This window comes from Pseudomonas mediterranea CFBP 5447, assembly GCF_000774145.1.
Classification (GTDB): domain Bacteria; phylum Pseudomonadota; class Gammaproteobacteria; order Pseudomonadales; family Pseudomonadaceae; genus Aquipseudomonas; species Aquipseudomonas mediterranea.
On record NZ_KN322986.1, the window covers coordinates 119,965 to 141,858 of the forward strand.

15 protein-coding genes are annotated in these 21,894 nt (G+C 61.7%); 3 read left to right on the forward strand and 12 right to left on the reverse strand.

Annotated features, from left to right (window positions below):
- Window positions 1-50: 50 nt before the first annotated feature.
- From N005_RS17395 to N005_RS17420, 6 genes are all read right to left on the reverse strand, one after another.
- Window positions 51-683, reverse strand: a complete 633-nt coding sequence (locus tag N005_RS17395) for a sarcosine oxidase subunit gamma (protein ID WP_047702347.1) — start codon at window positions 681-683, stop codon at window positions 51-53.
- A gap of 159 nt (window positions 684-842) precedes the next feature.
- Window positions 843-3,860: a sarcosine oxidase subunit alpha gene (locus tag N005_RS17400; protein ID WP_047702348.1), complete on the reverse strand. Its 3,018-nt coding sequence runs from the start codon at window positions 3,858-3,860 to the stop codon at window positions 843-845.
- A complete protein-coding gene (locus N005_RS17405; RefSeq protein WP_024779445.1) occupies window positions 3,857-4,186 on the reverse strand; it encodes a sarcosine oxidase subunit delta in 330 nt (109 codons plus the stop codon). The genes N005_RS17400 and N005_RS17405 overlap by 4 nt, the downstream gene beginning before the upstream one ends.
- A 14-nt stretch (window positions 4,187-4,200) precedes the next feature.
- The gene (locus tag N005_RS17410) at window positions 4,201-5,451 is read right to left on the reverse strand and encodes a sarcosine oxidase subunit beta family protein (protein WP_047702349.1); all 1,251 of its coding nucleotides are present in this window, start codon (window positions 5,449-5,451) and stop codon (window positions 4,201-4,203) included.
- Window positions 5,452-5,472: 21 nt separating this feature from the next.
- Window positions 5,473-6,726, reverse strand: coding sequence for a serine hydroxymethyltransferase (glyA, locus tag N005_RS17415; protein ID WP_047702350.1), 1,254 nt, complete (start codon window positions 6,724-6,726; stop codon window positions 5,473-5,475).
- Between the two features lie 278 nt (window positions 6,727-7,004).
- Window positions 7,005-7,709 carry a TraX family protein gene (locus N005_RS17420; RefSeq protein ID WP_197678633.1) on the reverse strand — a complete coding sequence of 235 codons (705 nt, stop codon included), beginning with the start codon at window positions 7,707-7,709 and terminating at the stop codon, window positions 7,005-7,007.
- Window positions 7,710-7,901: 192 nt separating this feature from the next.
- Here N005_RS17420 and N005_RS17425 point away from each other — a divergent pair, with 192 nt between their 5' ends.
- Together N005_RS17425 and N005_RS17430 are read left to right on the forward strand one after the other, a co-directional pair.
- A complete protein-coding gene (locus N005_RS17425) occupies window positions 7,902-8,942 on the forward strand; it encodes a threonine aldolase family protein (protein WP_047702352.1) in 1,041 nt (346 codons plus the stop codon).
- Window positions 8,943-9,124: 182 nt separating this feature from the next.
- The gene (locus tag N005_RS17430; RefSeq protein WP_047702353.1) at window positions 9,125-9,655 is read left to right on the forward strand and encodes an REP-associated tyrosine transposase; all 531 of its coding nucleotides are present in this window, start codon (window positions 9,125-9,127) and stop codon (window positions 9,653-9,655) included.
- A gap of 165 nt (window positions 9,656-9,820) precedes the next feature.
- On the opposite strand, the gene gbcB is transcribed toward N005_RS17430, so the two are convergent.
- The gene (gene gbcB, locus N005_RS17435) at window positions 9,821-10,921 is read right to left on the reverse strand and encodes a glycine-betaine demethylase subunit GbcB (RefSeq protein ID WP_047702791.1); all 1,101 of its coding nucleotides are present in this window, start codon (window positions 10,919-10,921) and stop codon (window positions 9,821-9,823) included.
- 283 nt (window positions 10,922-11,204) lie between these two features.
- Between gbcB and gbcA the strand changes: the two genes are divergently transcribed.
- Window positions 11,205-12,500, forward strand: a complete 1,296-nt coding sequence (gbcA, locus tag N005_RS17440) for a glycine-betaine demethylase subunit GbcA (RefSeq protein WP_047702354.1) — start codon at window positions 11,205-11,207, stop codon at window positions 12,498-12,500.
- A 106-nt stretch (window positions 12,501-12,606) separates the two neighbouring features.
- Here gbcA and N005_RS17445 read toward each other — a convergent pair whose 3' ends face one another.
- The 5 genes from N005_RS17445 to etfB all read right to left on the reverse strand — a co-directional run bounded on the left by N005_RS17445 (window position 12,607) and on the right by etfB (window position 21,893).
- Complete coding sequence (locus tag N005_RS17445) at window positions 12,607-13,851, reverse strand: metallophosphoesterase family protein (RefSeq protein ID WP_047702355.1); 1,245 nt, start codon at window positions 13,849-13,851, stop codon at window positions 12,607-12,609.
- A gap of 27 nt (window positions 13,852-13,878) precedes the next feature.
- Window positions 13,879-15,747 carry a c-type cytochrome gene (locus N005_RS17450; protein ID WP_047702356.1) on the reverse strand — a complete coding sequence of 623 codons (1,869 nt, stop codon included), beginning with the start codon at window positions 15,745-15,747 and terminating at the stop codon, window positions 13,879-13,881.
- A 123-nt stretch (window positions 15,748-15,870) separates the two neighbouring features.
- Window positions 15,871-19,323 (reverse strand): GMC oxidoreductase, encoded by a 3,453-nt coding sequence (locus N005_RS17455; protein WP_047702357.1) that lies wholly within the window; start codon window positions 19,321-19,323, stop codon window positions 15,871-15,873.
- A 1,039-nt stretch (window positions 19,324-20,362) separates the two neighbouring features.
- Complete coding sequence (locus N005_RS17460; protein WP_047702358.1) at window positions 20,363-20,929, reverse strand: GNAT family N-acetyltransferase; 567 nt, start codon at window positions 20,927-20,929, stop codon at window positions 20,363-20,365.
- 193 nt (window positions 20,930-21,122) lie between these two features.
- On the reverse strand, window positions 21,123-21,893 hold the full coding sequence (gene etfB, locus N005_RS17465; RefSeq protein WP_047702359.1) for an electron transfer flavoprotein subunit beta: 771 nt from the start codon (window positions 21,891-21,893) through the stop codon (window positions 21,123-21,125).
- Window position 21,894 lies beyond the last annotated feature (1 nt).

The following is a 21,894-nucleotide window of genomic DNA, read 5'->3' on the forward strand; positions in this document are numbered from 1 at the left end:
ACGCCGAGCGTCCCGGGATGCATTCCCACGCAGAGCGTGGGAACGATCAATCAGGCCTGCACGCTCAAGCCATACTCGGCCGACGCATCCTGCAGCCACAGCCACCAGTAATCGGAGAAGCTGCGACGGATCAGCAGTTCCCAGGTGTCTTCGGCAGTGTGGCGGATCACCAGTTGCGACTTGGCGAACACCGTGCCCACGGCCTTGCCTACCGGGAAGTTGCTTGGGTGTACATCGTAGCTGGTGGATTTCATCAGCACGTCGCGCACGTTCGGACCGGACAGCTCAAGGATCTGCTGGCCGCCACTGACGTTGACGATCTGGATGTGCAGGTCGCCCAGGGCTTCACGCAGCTTTTTCTCGACGGCGAACTCTTCACCGGTCGGCACGACCAGCAACCATTCATCCGGGCCCATCCATTGCAGGCTGGTCTCACCCTTGACGATCACGCTCAACGCGCCCGGCAATTCGATGCCCAGGGCCTTGTGCACGCCCGCGGCGAATGCCGCATCGTGGCCATCGCCACGGATGGTCAGGTGGCCCAGGAGTTTTTTCTCACGCACGGTCACACCGGCGTTCTTGCGTCCCTTGCCCACCAGGCTGGCGAGGTCGGCATGGTGCAGCGACGACTCGGCTTTGGCCCCGGTGGTTGGGCGTTGTTGGTAAACATTGGCTGCTGTCATATAGCACCTGTCATGAATGCTTGCTCGACCTGCCGGTGCGTGGCGCTGTGGGAGCAAGGCTTGCTCGCGATTAACGATAACTCGGTCTGATAGCTACCGTGTCGCCTGCATCGCGAGCAAGCTTTGCTCCCACACGCCCCCACCCACAGGGCTCAAGTGTTAGATATTCTGCCGATCGCCCTTCGGATCGAAGAACACCGAAGAAACGATCTCTGCCTCGATCACGCTGCCATCGGCCTGCGGCGAGAAGACCCGCTCACCGATGCGCTTCAGGCCGCCCTTGACCACACCCATGGCGAACGAATAGCCCAGGGAGTTGTGTGCGTAGCTGGAGGTCACGTGACCCACCATGGTCATCGGGATCGCCTGCTTGGGGTTGAAGACCAGTTGCGCGCCTTCCGGCAGCCAGACATTCGGGTCGATCGGCTTGAGGCCCACCAGTTGCTTGCGGTTTTCACGCACGCAATCTTCCCGGTTCATGCCACGCCAGCCGATCCACGAGAACGGTTTGGTACGGCCCACGCACCAGCCCATGTTCAGGTCGTCCGGGGTCATCGAGCCGTCGGTGTCCTGGCCGACGATGATGAAGCCCTTCTCGGCCCGCAGTACGTGCATGGTTTCAGTGCCGTACGGGGTCAGGTTGTACTTCTTGCCGGCCTCGACGATCTTCTCGAGCACGCCCATGGCGTAGTCGGCCTGCACGTTGATTTCGTACGACAGCTCGCCGGTGAACGAGATCCGGAACACCCGCGCCGGTACGCCAGCCACCAGGCCTTCTTTCCAGGTCATGAACGGGAAGCCGTCACGATCCAGGTCGATGTCGGTGACTTCGCTCAGCAGCTTGCGGCTGTTGGGCCCCGACAAGGTCATGGTTGCCCAGTGGTCGGTGACCGAGGTGAAGTACACCTTCAGGTCCGGCCATTCGGTCTGCTGGTAGATCTCCAGCCATTGCAGCACACGGGCCGCACCGCCGGTGGTGGTGGTCATGATGAAATGGTTGTCGGCGACACAGGCGGTCACGCCGTCGTCGAACACCATGCCATCTTCCTTGCACATCAGGCCGTAGCGGGCCTTGCCCACGTCGAGCTTGGTCCAGGCGTTGGTGTAGATGCGGTTGAGGAACTCACGGGCGTCCGGGCCCTGGATGTCGATCTTGCCCAGGGTCGAGGCGTCCAGCAGGCCGACGCTTTCACGCACAGCCTTGCATTCGCGCTTGACCGCGGCATGCATGTCTTCGCCGTTCCTCGGGAAGTACCAAGGACGCTTCCACTGGCCGACGTCTTCGAACTCGGCGCCGTTCTTCACATGCCAGGCATGCAGCGCGGTGAAGCGAACCGGTTCGAAGATGTGCCCGCAGTGCCGGCCGGCCACCGCGCCGAATGTCACCGGCGTGTAGTTCGGACGGAACATGGTGGTGCCCATCTGCGGGATGCTCACGTTCAGCGAACGGGCCGCGATGGCCAGGCCGTTGACGTTGCCCAGCTTGCCCTGGTCGGTACCGAAGCCCAGTGCGGTGTAGCGCTTGACGTGTTCCACCGACTCGAAGCCTTCGCGGGTAGCGAGCTCGATAGCAGCGGCGGTGACGTCGTTCTGCAGGTCGACGAATTGCTTCGGCGCCCGTGCGGTGGCTTTTTCGTGCGGCACCTGGAACAGCGCCAGGGTTGGCTCTTCGTGACGGCTCAGAGCCTTAGGCAGCACCCCTTCCACGGTTTTGAAGCCGGCTTCGCTGGCCGCGCGCGCGCCGCCCTCGAAACCATCGGCCAGGGTATCGCCGAGGCTGTAGACGCCATTCACGCCGCCGACACATACGCGTTTCTGCGGTGCTTCGCCCGGTACGAAACCGAGGATGTCTTCACGCCAGATCGGCTTGCCGCCCAGGTGCGAAGCCAAGTGGACCACCGGACTGTAGCCGCCGGAGCTGGCAACCAGGTCGCAGTCCAGCCATTCGCCGGGGCTGGTGACTTTTTGTCCGCGGACATCGATCGCGGCGACGCGAGCAGCGGTCACGCGCTTGCTGCCACGGGCCTCGATCACGGCGCTGCCGGTGAGGATGCGGATGCCTTTGGCGCGGGCTTCTTCCACCAGCGCGCCGCGTGGGTTGCTGCGGGCATCGGCGACGGCGACGACTTGCAGGCCGGCATCGAACCAGTCCAGCGCAACGCGATAGGCGTGGTCGTTGTTGGTGGACAGCACCAGCTTCTTGCCCGGTGCCACGCCGTAGCGACGCACGTAGGTAGAGACTGCACCGGCCAGCATGTTGCCCGGTACGTCGTTATTGCCGTAGACCAGCGGACGCTCGCAAGCACCGGTGGCCAGTACTACGCGCTTGGCGCGAACACGGTTGATGCGCTGACGCACCTGGCCGATCGGCGCGCGGTCACCGAGGTGGTCGGTGAGGCGTTCGTGGATGGTCAGGAAGTTGTGGTCGTGGTAGCCGTTCACCGTGGCGCGAGGCAACAACAATACTTCCGGCATCGAGCGCAGCTCAGCCACGACTGCCGCGACCCACTCGGTCGCCGGCTTGCCGTCCAGGCTCTCGCGGGAATCGAGCAGGCTGCCGCCGAACTCTTCCTGCTCGTCAGCCACGATCACCCGCGCACCGCTGCGACCGGCGGCCAAAGCGGCGGCCAGGCCCGCAGGGCCGGCACCGACGACCAGCACGTCGCAGTGACGGTTCATGTAGTCGTAGGTATCCGGATCGTTCTCGGTCGGCGAGCGACCCAGGCCGGCGGCCTTGCGGATGTACTTTTCGTAAGTCATCCAGAACGATTGCGGGTACATGAAGGTTTTGTAGTAGAAGCCCGGCGGCATCATCTTGCCGCCGACCTTGCCGAGAATACCCATCACGTCGTTGTTCACGCTCGGCCAGCCGTTGGTGCTGGTGGCGACCAGGCCCTGGTACAGCGCCTGTTGCGTGGCACGCACGTTAGGAATCTGCGTGGCTTCGGTGGCGCCGATCTGCAGCACCGCGTTCGGCTCTTCCGCGCCGGCGGCGAAGATGCCCCGTGGACGGGAATACTTGAAACTGCGACCGATGATGTCGACGCCGTTGGCCAGCAGTGCAGCGGCCAGGGAATCGCCTTCGAAGCCTTTGTAGGTCTGGCCGTTGAAGGTGAAGCTCAGTACTTTGTTGCGGTCGATCCGTCCGCCGTTGGACAGGCGATTGATCTGGCTCATACCTTCTCTCCCAGAGCCTGTGCGGCCGCTTTCGGACTGTCAGCCTTGTCAGTGAATTGCGGCTTTTGGCCGATCTTGTAGGTTTCCAGGATTTCGTAGGTCACGGTGTCGCGGGTCGCGTTGAAGTACTGACGGCAACCGGCAGCGTGGATCCACAACTCATGGTGCAGGCCGCGAGGGTTGTCGCGGAAGAACATGTAGTCGCCCCACTCCTCGTCGGTGCAGCTGTTCGGGTCCAGTGGACGCGGGATGTGCGCCTGGCCGGACGAATGGAATTCCTCTTCGGAGCGCAGTTCGCCGCAGTGAGGACAGAAGATGTGCAACATAGGGATTTCTCCTGTTAGTGGGCGACGGCAGCAGCGCCGTGTTCGTCGATGAGCGCACCGTTGTGGAAACGGTCGATGGAAAACGGTGCGGCCAGCGGGTGCATTTCACCCTTGGCCAGGCTGGCGGCAAACACGTTGCCCGAGCCCGGCGTGGCCTTGAAGCCACCGGTACCCCAACCGCAGTTGAAGAACATGTTCGGCACCGGCGTCTTGGAGATGATCGGGCAGGCGTCCGGCGTGGTGTCGACGATGCCGCCCCACTGACGGTTCATGCGCACCCGCGAGAGCACCGGGAACATCTCGACGATGGCCTGGATGGTGTGTTCGATCACCGGGTACGAACCGCGCTGGCCGTAGCCGACCCAGCCGTCGATACCGGCACCGATCACCAGGTCGCCCTTGTCGGACTGGCTGATGTAGCCGTGTACGGCGTTGGACATGATCACGCTGTCGATGATCGGCTTGATCGGCTCGGACACCAGGGCTTGCAACGGGTGGGATTCGACCGGCAGGCGGAAGCCGGCCAGTTTGGCCATGTGCCCCGAGTTACCGGCGGTCACCACGCCGACGCGCTTGGCGCCGATGAAGCCCTTGTTGGTCTCCACACCAATGCACACGCCGTTTTCCTTGCGGAAACCGATCACTTCGGTCTGCTGGATCAGGTCCACGCCGAGGGCGTCCGCGGCACGGGCAAAGCCCCAGGCCACGGCATCGTGACGGGCCACGCCGCCGCGACGCTGGACGGTAGCGCCCATTACCGGGTAGCGGGTGTTCTTCGAGCAATCCAGGTACGGGATCTCGTCGGCCACTTGCTTAGCGTTGAGCAGCTCGCCGTCCACGCCGTTGAGGCGGTTGGCGTTGACCCGACGCTCGGAGTCGCGGATGTCCTGCAGGGTGTGGCACAGGTTGTACACACCGCGCTGGGAGAACATCACGTTGTAGTTCAGGTCCTGGGACAGGCCTTCCCACAGCTTCATCGCGTGTTCGTACAGGTGGGCCGATTCGTCCCACAGGTAGTTGGAGCGCACGATGGTGGTGTTGCGCGCGGTGTTACCGCCGCCCAGCCAGCCTTTCTCGACCACGGCCACGTTGGTGATGCCGTGTTCCTTGGCCAGGTAGTAGGCGGTCGCCAGACCATGCCCGCCACCGCCGACGATAACCACGTCGTAGACCTTTTTCGGCGTCGGCGTGCGCCACATCCGCTGCCAGTTTTCATGATGGCTGAGAGAGTGTTTGAAGAGGCCGAAGCCCGAATAGCGTTGCATAGTCATTACTCCAAAACCGACTCAGCGATAAACCGGGAAATCCGCGCACAGGGCTGCCACTTGCTGGGCGACATTGGCCTCGACATCGGCATCGCCGAGGTTGTCGAGGATGTCGCAGATCCAGCCGGCCAGCGTCACGCACTGGGAAACCTTGAAGCCACGGGTGGTCACCGCCGGAGTACCGATGCGCAGGCCCGAAGTCACGAATGGCGACTGCGGATCGTTCGGCACGGCGTTCTTGTTGACGGTGATGTGAGCGCGACCCAGGGCGGCATCGGCGTCCTTGCCGGTCAGGCCCTGACGGATCAGGCTGACCAGGAACAGGTGGTTATCGGTGCCGCCGGACACTACATCGTAGCCGCGCTTGATGAACACGCCAGCCATGGCCTGGGCGTTTTCGATCACTTGCTGCTGATAGGCCTTGAAACCAGGCTCCAGCGCTTCCTTGAAGCACACCGCCTTGCCGGCGATCACGTGCATCAGTGGGCCGCCCTGAGCGCCCGGGAATACCGCGGCGTTGAGCTTCTTCTCGATCTCTTCGTTGGACTTGGCCAGGATCAGGCCGCCACGTGGACCACGCAGGGTCTTGTGGGTGGTGGTGGTGACCACGTCGGCGTAAGGCAGTGGGTTCGGGTACAGACCGGCGGCCACCAGGCCAGCGACGTGGGCCATGTCGACGAACAGCAAGGCACCGACCTTGTCGGCGATTGCACGGAAACGTGGGAAATCCAGGGTCTTGGAGTAAGCCGAGAAACCGGCCACGATCATTTTCGGCTTGTGCTCGACCGCCAGGCGCTCGACTTCATCGTAGTCGATCAGGCCGGTGGTGGTGTCGATGCCGTACTGCACGGCGTTGTAGAGCTTGCCCGAGGACGACACTTTGGCGCCGTGGGTCAGGTGACCGCCGTGGGCCAGGCTCATGCCCAGGATGGTGTCGCCGGCTTGCAGCAGGGCCAGGTACACGGCGCTGTTGGCCGAAGAGCCGGAGTGCGGCTGGACGTTGGCGTAATCGGCGCCGAACAGTTGCTTGGCGCGCTCGATGGCCAGGGCCTCGACCTTGTCGACGTGCTCGCAGCCACCGTAGTAGCGCTTGCCTGGATAACCTTCGGCGTATTTGTTGGTCAGGCCGCTGCCCTGGGCCTGCATGACACGCTTGCTGGTGTAGTTCTCTGACGCGATCAGTTCGATGTGATCTTCCTGGCGTTGCTCTTCGGCGTTCATCGCCGCCAGCAGTGCATCATCGTAACCTTGGATTTGGTCTTGCTTGCTGAACATCGCGTCTCTCCCAGCGGCGTCGGTACGCCTTTTTGTCTTGGTGAGGCACCGCCCGTTCGACAGTGCCCTTTGGATGCGATGGTATGGCTGGCGCAGGCAGGTCAAATGCCTATGGACGCCACGCAAAGGCGCGTTTACGACATGCACTTGCAGAGTTGAAGGTGTGGAGAGAACAAAGCTGTGGGAGCAAGGCTTGCCCGCGATGAAAACAACGCGGTCGCTCGGCTGACGAGGCGCCTGGATCGCAGGCAAGCCTTACTCCCACAACTGCACAGGCGTTACTGGATGACCTGGCGGACCGCAAGCAACACCAGGAAGTGTCCGGGATACAGGGCATACGCCCAGCGCCGCATCGCCGGCGGATGACAACGCCTCGCCCGGCGCAACAGCAACAGCCCGAGCCCTGGCGCAAACAAGCAAGCCAGCATGCCCCATACCGCCACCTCGTTCCCCAGCCAAGCGGCGCCATAGAGCACCCGCCACTGATTGGCCGCCAGGCACACCAGCCCTGGCAACCATGCGAAGTACCAGGGCCGACGAAACACCAGCAACATCGCCAGGGGCAGCAGCACGCCAAAGAAACCGAACATCAGTCGTGAAGCGCACAGCGCCGCCAGCAGCAACGCCCCCAATGCCAGGCACCGGGACTCCCATTGCGTTGCCTGCCAGCCGCGCGCCACCAACAGCCCCAGGATCAGTGTCGGCAGTACATTCAACGTAGAGGGGTCGGGGATGAACAATCGATAAGGGATTTCACTGATCGCGCCGAACAGCAACAGCCAGCCCAGATAACGCCACGGCATGACACCGGCTCCGTCCCGCGCCAGGTTTGCCGCCATCGCCAGGCAGAACCCAGGGAATGCCAGGCGCCCCGGCACGTAGAGCCAATCGGCGGAAAAACCGACATATCGCAGATGATCGAGCACCATCGCCAACAAAGCCAGCCATTTGAGCAGATCCAAGGCCCCGTCACGCCGATTCATGGGCACAGTCGTTCGGCAGCTTTGTGATTTCCTGACAGAAACATCCGGTGTGTTCCCCCGCTAATCTTGGGTAAAGTGCGCACCAATATCGAACACGGCGTCGTGGATCAAACACGCCGAACCACGAAACTCCCCACCCGGGAATTTCTGCCAGGGATCTTTACCCAGGACCTCTACTCCAGGAGCAAGGCCATGACCGACAAGAGTCAACAGTTCGCCAGCGACAACTATTCCGGCATTTGCCCCGAAGCCTGGGCGGCCATGGAAGAAGCCAACCAGGGCCACCAACGCGCCTACGGCGATGATGAGTGGACCCACCGGGCGGCCGATGATTTCCGCGCCCTGTTCGAAACCGACTGCGAAGTGTTCTTCGCGTTCAACGGTACAGCGGCCAACTCCCTGGCGCTGTCCTCGCTGTGCCAGAGTTACCATAGCGTGATCTGCTCGGAAACCGCCCACGTCGAAACCGACGAATGCGGCGCGCCGGAGTTCTTTTCCAACGGCTCCAAGTTGCTGCTGGCACGTACTGAAAACGGCAAGCTGACGCCTGACTCGATCCGCGAAATCGCCCTCAAGCGCCAGGACATCCACTACCCCAAGCCCCGGGTCGTGACCCTGACCCAGGCAACGGAGGTGGGCAGCATCTATACCCCAGATGAAATCCGCGCCATCAGCAACACTTGCAAGGAGCTGGGGCTGAACCTGCATATGGACGGCGCGCGGTTTTCCAATGCCTGCGCCTTCCTCGGCTGCTCACCGGCAGACCTGACCTGGAAAGTGGGCGTGGACGTGTTGTGCTTCGGCGGCACCAAAAACGGCATGGCCGTGGGTGAAGCCATTCTGTTCTTCAACCACGACCTGGCGGTGGACTTCGACTATCGCTGCAAACAGGCTGGGCAACTGGCATCGAAAATGCGCTTCCTCTCCGCCCCCTGGGTCGGCCTGCTGCAAAACGACGCCTGGCTCAAACACGCCCGCCACGCCAACCACTGCGCCCAACTGCTGGCGCAATTGGTCAGCGACATTCCCGGCGTGGAACTGATGTTCCCGGTCCAGGCCAACGGCGTGTTCCTGCAACTTTCGGAACCCGCCATCGCCGCCCTCACGGCCCGTGGCTGGCGCTTCTACACCTTCATCGGCAAGGGCGGCGCACGGTTCATGTGCTCGTGGGATACCGAAGAAGCGCGGGTACGGGAATTGGCGGCGGATATCCGGGAAGTGATGAGCGCCTGAAGCCAGGCGCCCGGCCTACCGATCGTTCCCACGCTCTGCGTGGGAATGCCGCCACGGACGCTCCGCGTTCGGCGCTGCAAACGAACCGACTATTCTCACCCGCCACGTACCCTTTTCGCCTATCACGAAATGAATCGGCAACTGCAATATGAGCATTCCACGCGCAACAAAGGAATGAACCCATGGGACGGAGCCGCTACGTCATCACCGAACCTGACAAACCGCACTTTCTCACCTGCACGCTCATGGAGTGGCTGCCGCTGTTTGTACGGCCTTACCTCGTCGATCATCTGCTCGATTGCTGGCGTTATCAGCAAGCCCACCAGAACCTGCAACTGCTGGGTTATGTCGTCCTGGAGAATCATCTGCATTTCGTCGCCCAGGCACCGAATCTGAACAAGTGCTTGCGTCAGTTCAAATCATTTACGGCACGCCAGATCATTGATGACCTGCAGAGCAAAGGCGCAGAGCGAGCGTTGCAACGCTTGAGATTCAGCAAGCGAGCACACAAGAAAGACCGGGTGTATCAGCTTTGGCAGGAAGGCTCACATGCGGAGCAGATTCATAGCGAAACGGTCATGCGTCAAAAGCTGGATTACATCCACTTCAACCCGGTGAAGCGTGGGTATGTGGAATTACCGGAACATTGGCGGTATTCCAGTGCGCGCAATTACGCGGGGATGGAAGGCTTGATCGAAATTCAACGATGGTAGCGTGCAGACGGCCGGGGAGCCGGGACGCGGAGCGTCCCTGGCGGCATTCCCAGGCAGAGCGCGGGAACGATCAGCACAATACCTGCCACCTCGTTTCCCACGCTCTGCGTGGGAATGCATCTCGGGACGCTCCGCGTTCCGGCTTCAGCGCCCCATGCGATCGACTCAGAAATCGATCCGCACATCCCCCTTCGGCACACTGCAGCACGACAGGATGTAACCTTCGGCCTCGTCGTCCTCGGTGATCCCGCCGTTGTGGTCCATCTCCACTTCCCCACCCAGCTTCATCACCTTGCAGGTGCCGCAGATGCCCATGCCGCAGGCCTTGGGTATCATCATGCCGAGCTTGGCGGCGGCGGCGTGGACGGTTTCTCCCGGTGCCACGCGGATGCTCTTGCCGGAAGAGGTGAATTCCACCAGGTGCAGGTCCGCGGCATCGACTTCGGGGGCGTCGGCGGCTTGTTCGGCCTGCTCCACCGCATCGGCACGGGCTTCCGGCGGCGTGGCGCCGAAGGATTCCTCGTGGTAACGCTTCATGTCGAAGCCGGCGGCTTCCAGCAGGCGCTTGACCGCGTTCATGTACGGCGTCGGGCCGCAGCAGAACACTTCGCGCTCCATGAAGTCTGGCGCCATCAGCTCCAACATCTTGTGGTTCAGGTAGCCGCGATAGCCAGCCCAGGGCTCGCCCAGGCCATGTTTTTCACAGATCAGGTGCAGGCTGAAGTTGTCGATCCGCGACGCCATGTGTTCCAGCTCGCGGTGATAGATGATGTCCTTGGGCGAACGGGCGCTGTGGATGAACACCATGTCGACGTTGCCGTTGGTGTCGTAGTACCAGCGCGCCATCGACATCACCGGAGTGATGCCGACGCCGCCGCTGAGGTAGAGCACCTTCGGGCTGGAGAAATCGATGGCATTGAACAGCCCCACCGGCCCGTGCACCGCCAGCTCCTGGCCTTCGTGCAGGGTGTCGTGCAGCCAGTTGGAGACCTTGCCCCCCGGCACGCGCTTGATAGTCACCGAAAAACTGTAGGGCACCGACGGCGAGCTGGAAATAGTATAGGAGCGCATGACCTGCTGGCCTTCGATTTCCAGCTCCAGGGTGACGAACTGCCCCGGCTTGAAAAAGAACATGATCGGCTGGTCGGCCATGAAACAGAATGTGCGCACATCCCAGGTTTCCTGGATGACTTTGACGCAACGCACGATATGTCGGCCATTGGCCCAGGTCTGGGTGGTGACCGGGTTCAGGAAATTATTGGACATGCTGATCTCCACGGCCGACTGTCGGCCTTCATGGTTGTGATTGTGCTCAGGCGCCGAAACAGCCATTTACCTATTCGCGACATTCACATACTTATCGCGACCAGCCCCTAACTACCGGCTCTGGCGCGTCGGGAACAGATTGGGCCATGTCGCCCATGGATAAGGTTCCAGCCCGGCGCGGCCCCACACTCGCCCCAACAGACAAACAACGTTTTCTGCCTTGCGTAGCACAACCGATTAGCCATATTTCGCCGGCCACACAGATGGCCATGAGGATAAAACGATGGACGTGACCACAACCCTGAGCCTGGGCGATCCACTGGAACCCGCACGCAAGGCCACCGTGCAGATGCTGCAGGAGCGCGAGCGCACCTATTCGCTGCCGCAGCCATTCTATAGCGACGAGCGCCTGTTCGACATCGACATGCAGGAGATCTTCCAGAAGGAATGGCTGATCGCCGGCATGACCTGCGAGATCCCGGCCAAGGGCAACTACCTGACCCTGCAAGTGGGCAAGAACCCGATCATCGTGATCCGCGGCGCCGACGGTGTGGTCCACGCTTTCCACAACGTCTGCCGTCACCGTGGCTCGCGCCTGTGCACCAGCGACAAGGGCAAGGTTGCCAAGCTGGTCTGCCATTACCACCAGTGGACCTACGAGCTGGACGGGCGCCTGCTGTTCGCCGGCACCGAAATGGGCGCCGACTTCGACATGAAGCAGTACGGCCTCAAGCCGGTGAACGTGAAGACCGCCGGCGGCTACATCTTCATCAGCCTGGCAGAGAATCCGCCGGCCATCGATGATTTCCTGTCGACCCTGGCCCATTACATGGAGCCCTACGACATGGAAAACACCAAGGTGGCGGTGCAAACCACCTTGATGGAAAAGGCCAACTGGAAACTGGTGCTGGAAAACAACCGCGAGTGCTACCACTGCGGCGGCTCGCACCCGGAATTGCTCAAGACCCTGCTGGAGTGGGACGACGTCACCGACCCGCGCGCCGACCAGGCGTTCAAGGACCACGTGGCCGCTTCCGCCGCCGCCTGGGAAGCCGAGAAGATTCCTTACGCCCACGCCAGCTTCGGCCTGCGTAACCGTATCGTGCGCATGCCGCTGCTCAAGGGCACCGTGTCGATGACCATGGACGGCAAGCAGGGCTGCGCCAAGCTGATGGGCCGCATCAAGAACCCGGACCTGGGCTCGATGCGTATCCTGCACCTGCCGCACTCGTGGAACCACTGCATGGGCGACCACATCATCGTGTTCACCGTGTGGCCGATCAGCGCCCAGGAAACCATGGTCACCACCAAGTGGATCGTGCACAAGGACGCGGTCGAAGGCGTGGACTACGACGTGGCGCGCATGCGCGAAGTCTGGGACGCCACCAACGACCAGGACCGTCGCCTGGCCGAGGAAAACCAGCGCGGCATCAACTCCACCGCCTACCAGCCGGGCCCATACTCCAAGACCTATGAGTTCGGCGTGGTCAACTTCGTGGACTGGTACAGCGGTCGCATGCTGAACAACCTGGGGGCCGAGCCTGCGCCGTACCTCAAGGGCATCAAGGTTCAGGCCTAAGGTAAACAGCATCGCGAGCAGGCTCGCTCCCACAGGGGATCTTTGGTGGACCGAAGATCGAGTGTGGGAGCGAGCCTGCTCGCGATAGCGGCCTGACTATCACCCGTTACTTCGAAGACCACCGCACCGACCCATCCTCGCCGTAGAACGTCTCTTCGATGTTCTCGCCCACCAGCCGCACCTTCACATAGCCATTCAGCACCCGCTCCGGATACACCTCATCCCCGGCCAGTTCCGTTTCCGACCACAATATCCGCGCATGCCCGTTCAGTTCGCTGGTGGTGCCATAGGGAATCGCCCCATGCCCGGCACACCGTGCGTGCAATCCGCCCTGGGTGGCGTAGCAGATACCGTTGTGCAGGTGACCCCAGTACCAGTAATCCGGCTCACGGCCCAGTGCATCGCACACCGGCTGGTACAACGCGGTCTTGTTGTGCCCGGAAATATCGAACCCCTGGTGGTGACTGAGCACCATCAACTTCTTGCGCTTGGGCAGGCTTTTCATCCAGTCGATCTGCTGGCTGTTGAGCGTGCCGTCCATGTACAGGTTCATGGCGTCCGAGGCGTAGGCGCTGTCGAGGCCGACCACCAGCCAGTCGTCGTTGTACAAGGCGAAGTAACTGGTGCCCTGCTGTCCCGGAAAACGCTTGGCCAGCTCCTTGAAATAGCCATGGGCGCCGCTGTACATCTCGTGGTTGGAATTGAGCGTGAACGAGCCATGCTTGCCCTGGGGCCAGCCGACCATGTCGACGTCTTCCTGGGAATGTGAACCGGCATAGTAGACATCCCCCAGGTGAATGGTGAAATCGGCCTGGGCCAGTTGCATCTGATTGGCCACCGCCACCGCCGGGGCGTGGCTGTCGAACGGGCCGGTACCCCAGTCGCCAGCGATGGCCAGCACTACGTCGCTGTCCATTTCCACCAGTGCCGGCGTGGTGCCGAACGTCGCGTGGTGGCGCAGGTTCTCGATCCACTTGAGCAGCGCCTCGCTCCACAGCAAGTCCAGCAATTCCCATTTGCGGCAGCCCAGCAAGGTACCGTCCTTGAGCACCCGGGTCGGCAATTCGTCCTCGCTTTGCGGCAAGGGCTTGGCGTTGCCGATCTTCAGGATCGACAGGCCGTGGGCCAGCTCCCACGGTACCGCCGGTTCGTCGTCCGGCAGGTCGCCATGCTCGATCACGTGCCGGGCCTGGTCGTGGCCCCGTTGCAACAGCTTGACGATGGCCTCGAACTCCTCGGGCTCCAGGTCGTTGACGAGTTTTTTCCAGGACATCTCCAGCCGCGTGACCAACCCATGCAGGCGGACCTTGACCTTGTCGATCTCATGTTCCCAGTGGTGCAGTAATGACATGTGGACGCTCCTTCGCAGTGCCCTGGGCTACAGGGTCTTCATGAATTCGATCAGGGCTCGCTTGTCGGTGTCCGACAGCTGCGTGCCATACAGGTGGCCGCCGTTGTGGTTGCCCTCCAGGCGGGTGTCGTATTTGAAATCCGCCGACGCCTTCATCTGCGCGCCGCTGGTGACAAAGCCGACCTTCTCCGGGTCGTAGATGTCGGAGCCGGTGTAGAACACTTGCGGACGCTGCTCCGGCGGCAGCAACAGGTCCCACAAGGTCGGCACCGAGCCGTTGTGCAGGTACGGCGCACGCAACCAGACGCCGTCGGTGGGGGTGTTACTGTAGCTTTGGGTCTTGCGGTAAGCGTTGAAATCGAATGGCGGCTTCTTGAAGCCGTGGAACGCCGTCACCAACCCGGTGGTGAAGGAGTCCAGGCGATGGGGATCGGTGCCCAACTGGTCGATGTTGGTGGTGACCTGGCCCGTGTCGGTGCGGCCGAAGTCGTGGCAACCGGCACAGTTCTTCTCCCAGATCGGTTTGCCCTGGGCCACCTTCGCCTGGTCCAGGGCGAACGGCCAGGCCGGCGCCTTGTGCCCCAGCAACCAGTTGGTCACCCGGTTGAAGCTGGGCGGCAGCACCGATTCCGGCGTCGCCCCCACAGCCATGGCGGCGGCGTAGTTGCGCTCGTGGATATTGTTGTTATTGCCGTCCCAGTGCAGGTACATCGACTCGCGGGGTTTCTGGTTCCAGACCTGCGGCAGGTCCACGGTGCCGATGGTGGAGTCATCCGGGAAGCCGAACACCACCATTTTGGTCGGGTTGAAGGTGTCGGTCCGACCGGGCCCCTGGGCCGGACGCAGTTTCTGCCAGGCGTAGGCCTGCTTCTGCTTGAGCAGCGCGCTCTTGGCCATCGGGATGATCAGGTAGCGGTTGTACAGCTTCTCGAAAAAGCCCAGTTGGAACTTGCCGTTGATCGCTGCCATGACCGCATCGGGGGTGAATTTCGGGTCGCTGGCGCAATCGTAGGCGAACCACTGGAAGGCTTGCAGCTGCAAGGTATTGGCCGGAGCGCTCGCGACCGGAACCGCGACATCAGTGGCGTTGGCCCGGTAGGAGCCGGTGTGGCACAGGGCGCAGTTCGGCTCCACGGTGGGGTAACCCAATTGCCGCTTGGCCATGCCGATGGGCAGGTCCCTGCCGTTCTCGTAGAGGAAACCGAACACTTCGTAACCGCCGGGCTTGGGCATCTTCTCCGGGCACATCTGCGGCAGCACGGCGAACAGGTAGTAAGGAATCCGTGCCTCGATACCGAGGCCGATGGCGGCGTATTTGTAATGGTCTTCGTCGGATGCGAAGTCCGGTTGCGGTACCTCGCGGATCATCTGGTACCAGGTCTGGTAGCCGATAAAGCCCAGTACCAGCACCACGACCAGCGCGCCGGTCCTGAAGCGGGGACTGTGCCAATGCCGTATCCAGCCATCGCGCCACTCCCGGCAACCGGCGCAGATCAAGGCCAGCGGACGATTGGCAACCGGGCTGCCCAGGTACAGCAGCACGCCCAGGATCAGGAACATGCTCAGGTCGCCCATCAGCATCGGTACGAACAACGGGCCCTGGTTGTTGGTGTTGATCAGGTAGATCCAGAACACCACCGCTACCAGTCGCGAGAGCACGCACAACCACGAATTCACCACGAAACGCGGCGCATTGAACCCCGAGGGCATGTAGAACAGGCTGATCCCCACCAGCAACATGCCAGTGTTTTCCAGCCAGGGATCGGACAGCACAGGCGGTAGCCCGAGCATGGACGTCAGCAACGCCGGCGCGAACAGCGCCGGAATCGCGAAGAACATGTTCATGACAATCCCGACCCAGATGATGCGTTGGTACCAGCGGATGTAAGTGTTCATAGCATTTCCCCAGATCGTGCCCACGCTCTGCGTGGGCATGCATCCCATGACGCTCTGCGTCACAAAAGCGGACGCGGAGCGTCCGTGGCGGCATTCCCACGCAGAGCGTGGGAACGATCCCGGCTAGCCGAGTGCTGTCTTCTCCAGGTGTTCGAGGATGATCGGATACACATCCACCACCGCATCCTTGCCGAAGATGCAGTCGATATGGCCGTAGCCCGGCACCTCGTGGCGGCTGAACAGCTGCGGGCCGTGCATGTCGCACAGCCGCTCATAGGTCTTGAGGGTGCTTTGCGGCAGGTAGCACTGGTTGTCGGCGCCGCTGATGAAGCAAATCGGCAACTTCAACCGATCGAAATGCGGCATGTAGACGTCGTTGCCCTTGAAGTCCACCAAGTGCCCCTTGCGCACGATCAGCGCCAGGTGCTCGAAAGTGTGCATGTTCGACTCGCCGAACAGTTCATGCAGGTTGTCGTGCAGGGTTTCGTTGAGGGTGTCGTGGCGGTACAGCGACGCATACATGAAGGTGATGCGATGGCAGACCGGGTTGGTGCAATAGCCCTGGGCCTCGATCCGGGCGTAGCCGTTCAGCGCTTTGTCATAGAGCTTGTTGAACCAGTTCTCCTTGGTGTCGGCGTAGGCGGTCAGGGACTTGATGCCGATGGCGTCGAGCATGCCCGGCAGGTGCAGGCCGGCCTTCAGGCCGGTGGCCGTGGCGACCACCGTATCGGCGGCGATCTGCGAGCAGACCACCGAGCGCACGCCTTGCAGGCCCGCCAGCATCGACATGAAGAAGGTCGTCGCACCGTAGCAATGCACCACGCATTGCACGTCGCGGGCGAGGGTCGCCTGCTGGATCTGTTCGATGGCTGCCTTGAAGTCGTACTGGGCCACCTGGTCGCCGTTCCACTCATGCTTGCTGGCGGGCAGCAGGATGCTCACCCGCAGGTCCAGCAGCCAGACGTCGTACTCATGCTTGCACAGGTACTCCAGCAGGTTGGTGTGAATGGTATCGGTGGAGAAGATGTTCGAGCCCACGCCCAGGCCGTGAACCAGCATCACCGGGCCTTTGCTGCCCGCCTGATAGCGGGTCAGGCGCAGTTGGACGCTGTCTTCGGTCTCGAAGAAATGCACGGTCGGCGCCGGTGCGTCCAGCGGCCGCTTGATCCGCGGCGGCGCATCCGGATTGAAGTAGATATCCCCGGCGAACACTCCGCCGTAACTCTCCCACAGGATGCCGGCGAAGAACTTGCCGAACCGGGCCAGGGCCTCGACCCGTTCGCGCTCGTTACGGGCGTTGAGCACCTTCATGGTGGTCATCTGCTTGGCAAAGTCCGCCGGCAGGATGTGCATCACACCCGAGCCGAGTACCGCGCCGGTCTTGTCCGGCCCGCGATAGAGGGTGACATAGAGGGTGCTGGTGTCATGCCAGACGTTCAGCACGCCGTTGTCCTCGGGCACGGTCTTGAAGGCGCTGAAGTAATAGTCGCTGCCGTCCTCGGCGGTCAGCTTCATGTCGTAGTTCATGTGCCGCACGCCCACCTGCTCCTGGTATTGCTCGAACAGGTTGAATACGCCGTTGCTGGCGACCAGCGGCTTCGGCGAGAGCAGGGGCGCATCCAGGGTACCCACCAGCGTCGCCGCGTGTTCCGGCTCCTTGATCATGCGATTGAGGTCGTCGGCGGTGATGGTCAGGGTGAACTCGATGGTCGAGTTGTCGGTTTTTCCGCGTTTCGCCGCCGCTTCGTAAAGCGTGAGATCGGTGCCCTGGGCCTGGGTGAAAGCGGTGGAGAAATAGCCCTTCATGGTTTCGGTGAACTGCACGCCGAGGGTTGGCGGCGTCACCGACTTTTGCGGGGCCGAAGGCAATGTGTAATCGATCAGCCAGCCACGATCGGCCGCCAACAGGCCCATGTTGCGCTCGCTCACCGCCGAAATGGTCAACAGCGGATTGACCGCCAGGGACGTCGGAATCACCGCACCGTCGGCCACGTACAGGCCGGGGTAGACATCCGTGCCGCTGGTGCCACTGAACACCTGGCCCTTGTGGTTGACCACGCCTTGCGTCGCATCCTCGCCCATCACGCAACCGCCCAGGGGGTGAACCGAGACGATGCTGTGTTTGAGCAGCTTGGTCCAGATCGGGTTCTCGACCCAGATCCCGCCCAGCGCCTTGGTGCTCTGGTGCAGCCGTTCATTGCCGAGGGTGACGTTCTCCTGTTCGCCGACACCGGGCCAGTCGATGCGCAACTGGTCCTTGCTGTCGAGCAGCATGCGGCCCTTGCCGTTGTCGTGGCTCATGATCAGGTAGGTCTGCATGTTGTGCAACGCGCCGTAATACGGGCCGCGCAGGAAGCTTTCGGCTTCCCGTCCCTTGTATTTCAGGCTGGCACCGAAACCTTTATCGGTGGGCACGCCAATCATCTCGGCGAACGCCGCCATGCTCGGCACCATCGGCCGGCCGAGGGCGCCGGGGATCGAACCTTCCTCGATGACCATGCGACTGCGCCAGTCGCCCTCGGTGCGCATGTCGATGATCGAGGTGATGCACGGCCCCACCGGCTCCAGTTCCTTGGCCGAATGGGCGCCGAAACCGATGCCGTTGATGACCTGGTCGCAGTTGTGGCCGAACCCGAGGATGTCACCGTTGCCGCTCATGTTCTCGCCCAGCTGATTGGACATCGACAGGCCCTTGTCCCGGGAGCGCAACATGATCTCGGTGGAACCCAGGGTACCGGCGGACACCACCACGATGTCGGCCCGCACGAACAGGGTCGGTGCCGAGAACAGTTCGCGGCCGCTGTCCAGGTACTGGAAGTGCACGATCCAGCCGTCGCCGTCGCGCTCCAGATGCCGCACCTCGGCCTGGCAGAAAATTTCCGCGCCATGGTTCCAGGCATCCGGCAGGTAATTCATCAGCGTGGTGTTCTTGGCCTTGTTGTTACAACCGGAGACGCAGTCGCCGCAGCCGTTGCATGGCAACTGTTCGACGCCGACGTGGTTGAGGTTGTTGGGCAGCTTGTCGAACGTGACGTTGATGGGTGGCCGATAGAAATGGGCCGTTTGCTTGAGGTAGTCGGCCGACTTGCGGTGGGCTTCGAGCTTGGGCAGCTTCGGCTCCGAAGACGGGTAGGCGTTGGGCTTGAGCATTTCCCTGGCCCGTGCATAACCATCCTTGAGCAACGTGTCACGGTGCTCGCGCACCTCCAACGGCCAGCGCGGGTCTTCGAACACGCCGGGCTCCGGTTCCAGGGAGACGTTGGCGTTGATCAGCGAAGTGCCGCCCAGGCCGCAACCCACCACCACGTTCTGCTGGGCATTGACGTGCAGGTCGAACATGCCGGTGCGCGAGCCGATGTGGCCGTCCGGGTCATGCACCTGCAACTCTTCGGTGGCCGCCAGCATGGTGTTGGGATATTCGCCGGGTTGCATCTCGCGGCCCCGTTCCAGCAGGCACACCTTGCGCCCGGCCCGGGACAATCGTGAAGCGGCGATGCCGCCGCCGTAACCGGAGCCGATGACGATCACGTCATAGTGTTCCTTGATATCGCTGATGGGGGTCGAGATCCGTGTCATGTCCAAGTCCTCTCAGGCAGAAAGGGCAACTCTGCGGTTGCCTGTAAATCGAAGGCGTACAAACGCCCGGCCACGGTCCCGCAGGGGGACGCGCGGCAGTCAACGGTGTTGCGGGTGAAACGGGGCGTGGGTGAACGCTATTGGCGTGCACGCTGATTGGCGGCGCGGCGACGAATACGCCTGGGCAACAACATGGGCGGCGTCGGGATGCAATTCACCGAGGGGGGAAGGTACGAGTGAGGGTGTCGGCTATCCATCCTGTTCTCCCTGAACCAGATGTGGATAAAAACGCTGATGTCCTTGTGGGTTGGAGTGAAGACACGCGACAGGTTTGCGTCAAGGCAGTTCCTTAGAACTGTATGAAATTTGATCTATAGCGTTTGAGACTATGCCCGTCGGGCCCCACAGCCTTTCACAAACAAGTTATCCACATGACCACCCACAGCTAATGGGGACAAGTGCGTCCGGGAGAGATGACTCCTGGGAAAAAACTCAGCAAAAACCGCGATTTATGCACAGCGAAAGTTTTTACTTCATATTGGCTATATTTTAACCAAACCTCGCAAAGGCTTGATCTGTATGGCTTGCAGAGGTGAGCGAACACCTTATCCACAGAAGCGCCAACAGCGTTTGGGGGTAAATTTGACGAATCTGTGGAAAAACGCTGCAACGAGCCTTAAACCGAGGTTCTATGGGGAGTTTTTCAATCGGATAGATGAATTGATCATTTAATGATCAATGGAGTGAAAGGCCCGTCTCGCGTGGCTTGCAGAGGACGGCGAACATCTTATCCACAAAAGCGCCAACAACTATTGGGGGCAAAACGTGCATCACCTTCGCCCGCATGGCCAGGAAAAAGCCAATAAAAACCGTGACTTGGGCTGATCAATTTTTGAGCGCAGCCTTGGAAGGCTTGATTGGCAAGGGCTATGGCAAGGAACGAACAGGTTATCCACAAGTGGATGAACAGCAATTGTGGGTAAGCACCGGTCCCGAGTGAAGAACCCGCTCGCTTCCCACGGTATCCATCTCGCAGCGGTCAGGGCCGATGCATGAGATACGCTTCTCCCGTCACCCGAATCATCGGATGCGGAAAAATCTGACAGGTTTTAACGATTTCAAAACCATGGCGCTCGTAGAAGCGCCGGGCGCCGGTATTCGCTGCGTAGTCGATCAGGCTCAACCCCTTGAGCTCCAATCGATCAGCCCGCTGTTGGGCCAGCTCGAGAAAGCGCACGCCCAAGCCCTTGTTGCGCCAACCTTCATGCAGGGCCAGGCTCGATATATAGAGCGTATCGGGAATTTCCATATCAGCGTAAGGCGCCAGCACCGGATCCGTGACGGGAGTCGCCAGCGGATCATGACGCATCACGTAACAATGCATCATCCCGATGACTCGACCCTCAGCCTCCGCAATGACGCAGTTCTGGTAGGAGAAATCGACACCCTCACGTGCATAGCGAGCTGCGCCCACCTCTACGAGGTCCTGCCCAGGCTCCGCCAGCTGGCTCCAGATGTAATCCGAAGCACCTTCGGAGGAAATCTGGAACAAGCGAGCAATGTCGGACGTATCCGCGGGTAAAGCCGGACGAAATTCAATATTCATGAAAGGGGATTCCAATGGCTATCAGACGCCTTGGGGGGTTATCCACAGGCGCATGCGGAATTGTGGCTAAACCCGATCCTCTGTGGGAGCGAGCCTGCTCGCGATAGCCGCATATCAGACAACATGGTTGTCGCTGACACGCCGCTATCGCGAGCAGGCTCTCTCCCACATGGGGTTTCGCGGGGATGTGGGGTTAGCGAACCACCCCTTCCTCCACCAACAGCTTGAGAATGGCTTCAGCACCGGCCTCCGGGCTCACGCCCTTGAGCACTTGCCCGCCTCCGCCGCTGGCCTTGGCCGTGGCGGCTTTCATGCGATCGGCACCGCTCTTGGCCTTGATCACTTTCAGGCGCTTGGGGCGAGGCTTGGCCGGTTGCAGCGTTGCCGCCGCGAGCAACTCGTCGTCGATCACTTCGACTTCTTCGGCATGCAAGGCGCCACGTCGGGCCGGACCGTAGGCACTCTGACGAGGTTTTGGCGCCGCGTTATCCACAGTAGCCAGAAACGGCAGGCGCACCTTCAGCCGGCGCCGTTGACCACGGGGCAATGCCTGCAACACCAGCGCCACGCCATTATCGATGGACTCCACCTGGGCCAACCCCACCACCAACGGCCATCCCAGGTTCTCCGCCAGCAGGAAAGGCAGCATTCCCGAGCCTTCGCCGGTTTCCGCCTGGCTACCGGTAAGCACCACCTGGGGCCCCGCGTCGCGCAGATAATCGGTCAGGGCCGGTAGCGCGTCGGCCCCCGCCGGGTTTTCCAGCACGCGAAGCTCGTCCAGGCCCATGCCCAAGTAAGCGCGCAGGGCCGGTTCGGCCACGTCGCCGGCATGCAGTACTTGCAGGTCGCTTCCGGCCAGTTGCAAGCCCAGCTCAACGGCCCTGGCGTCCTGATCGGCACGCCTTGGCCGACCGGAGGTAGGGTGGGCACCGATGGAGACGAGGCTGATCACTTGAATCGTCATG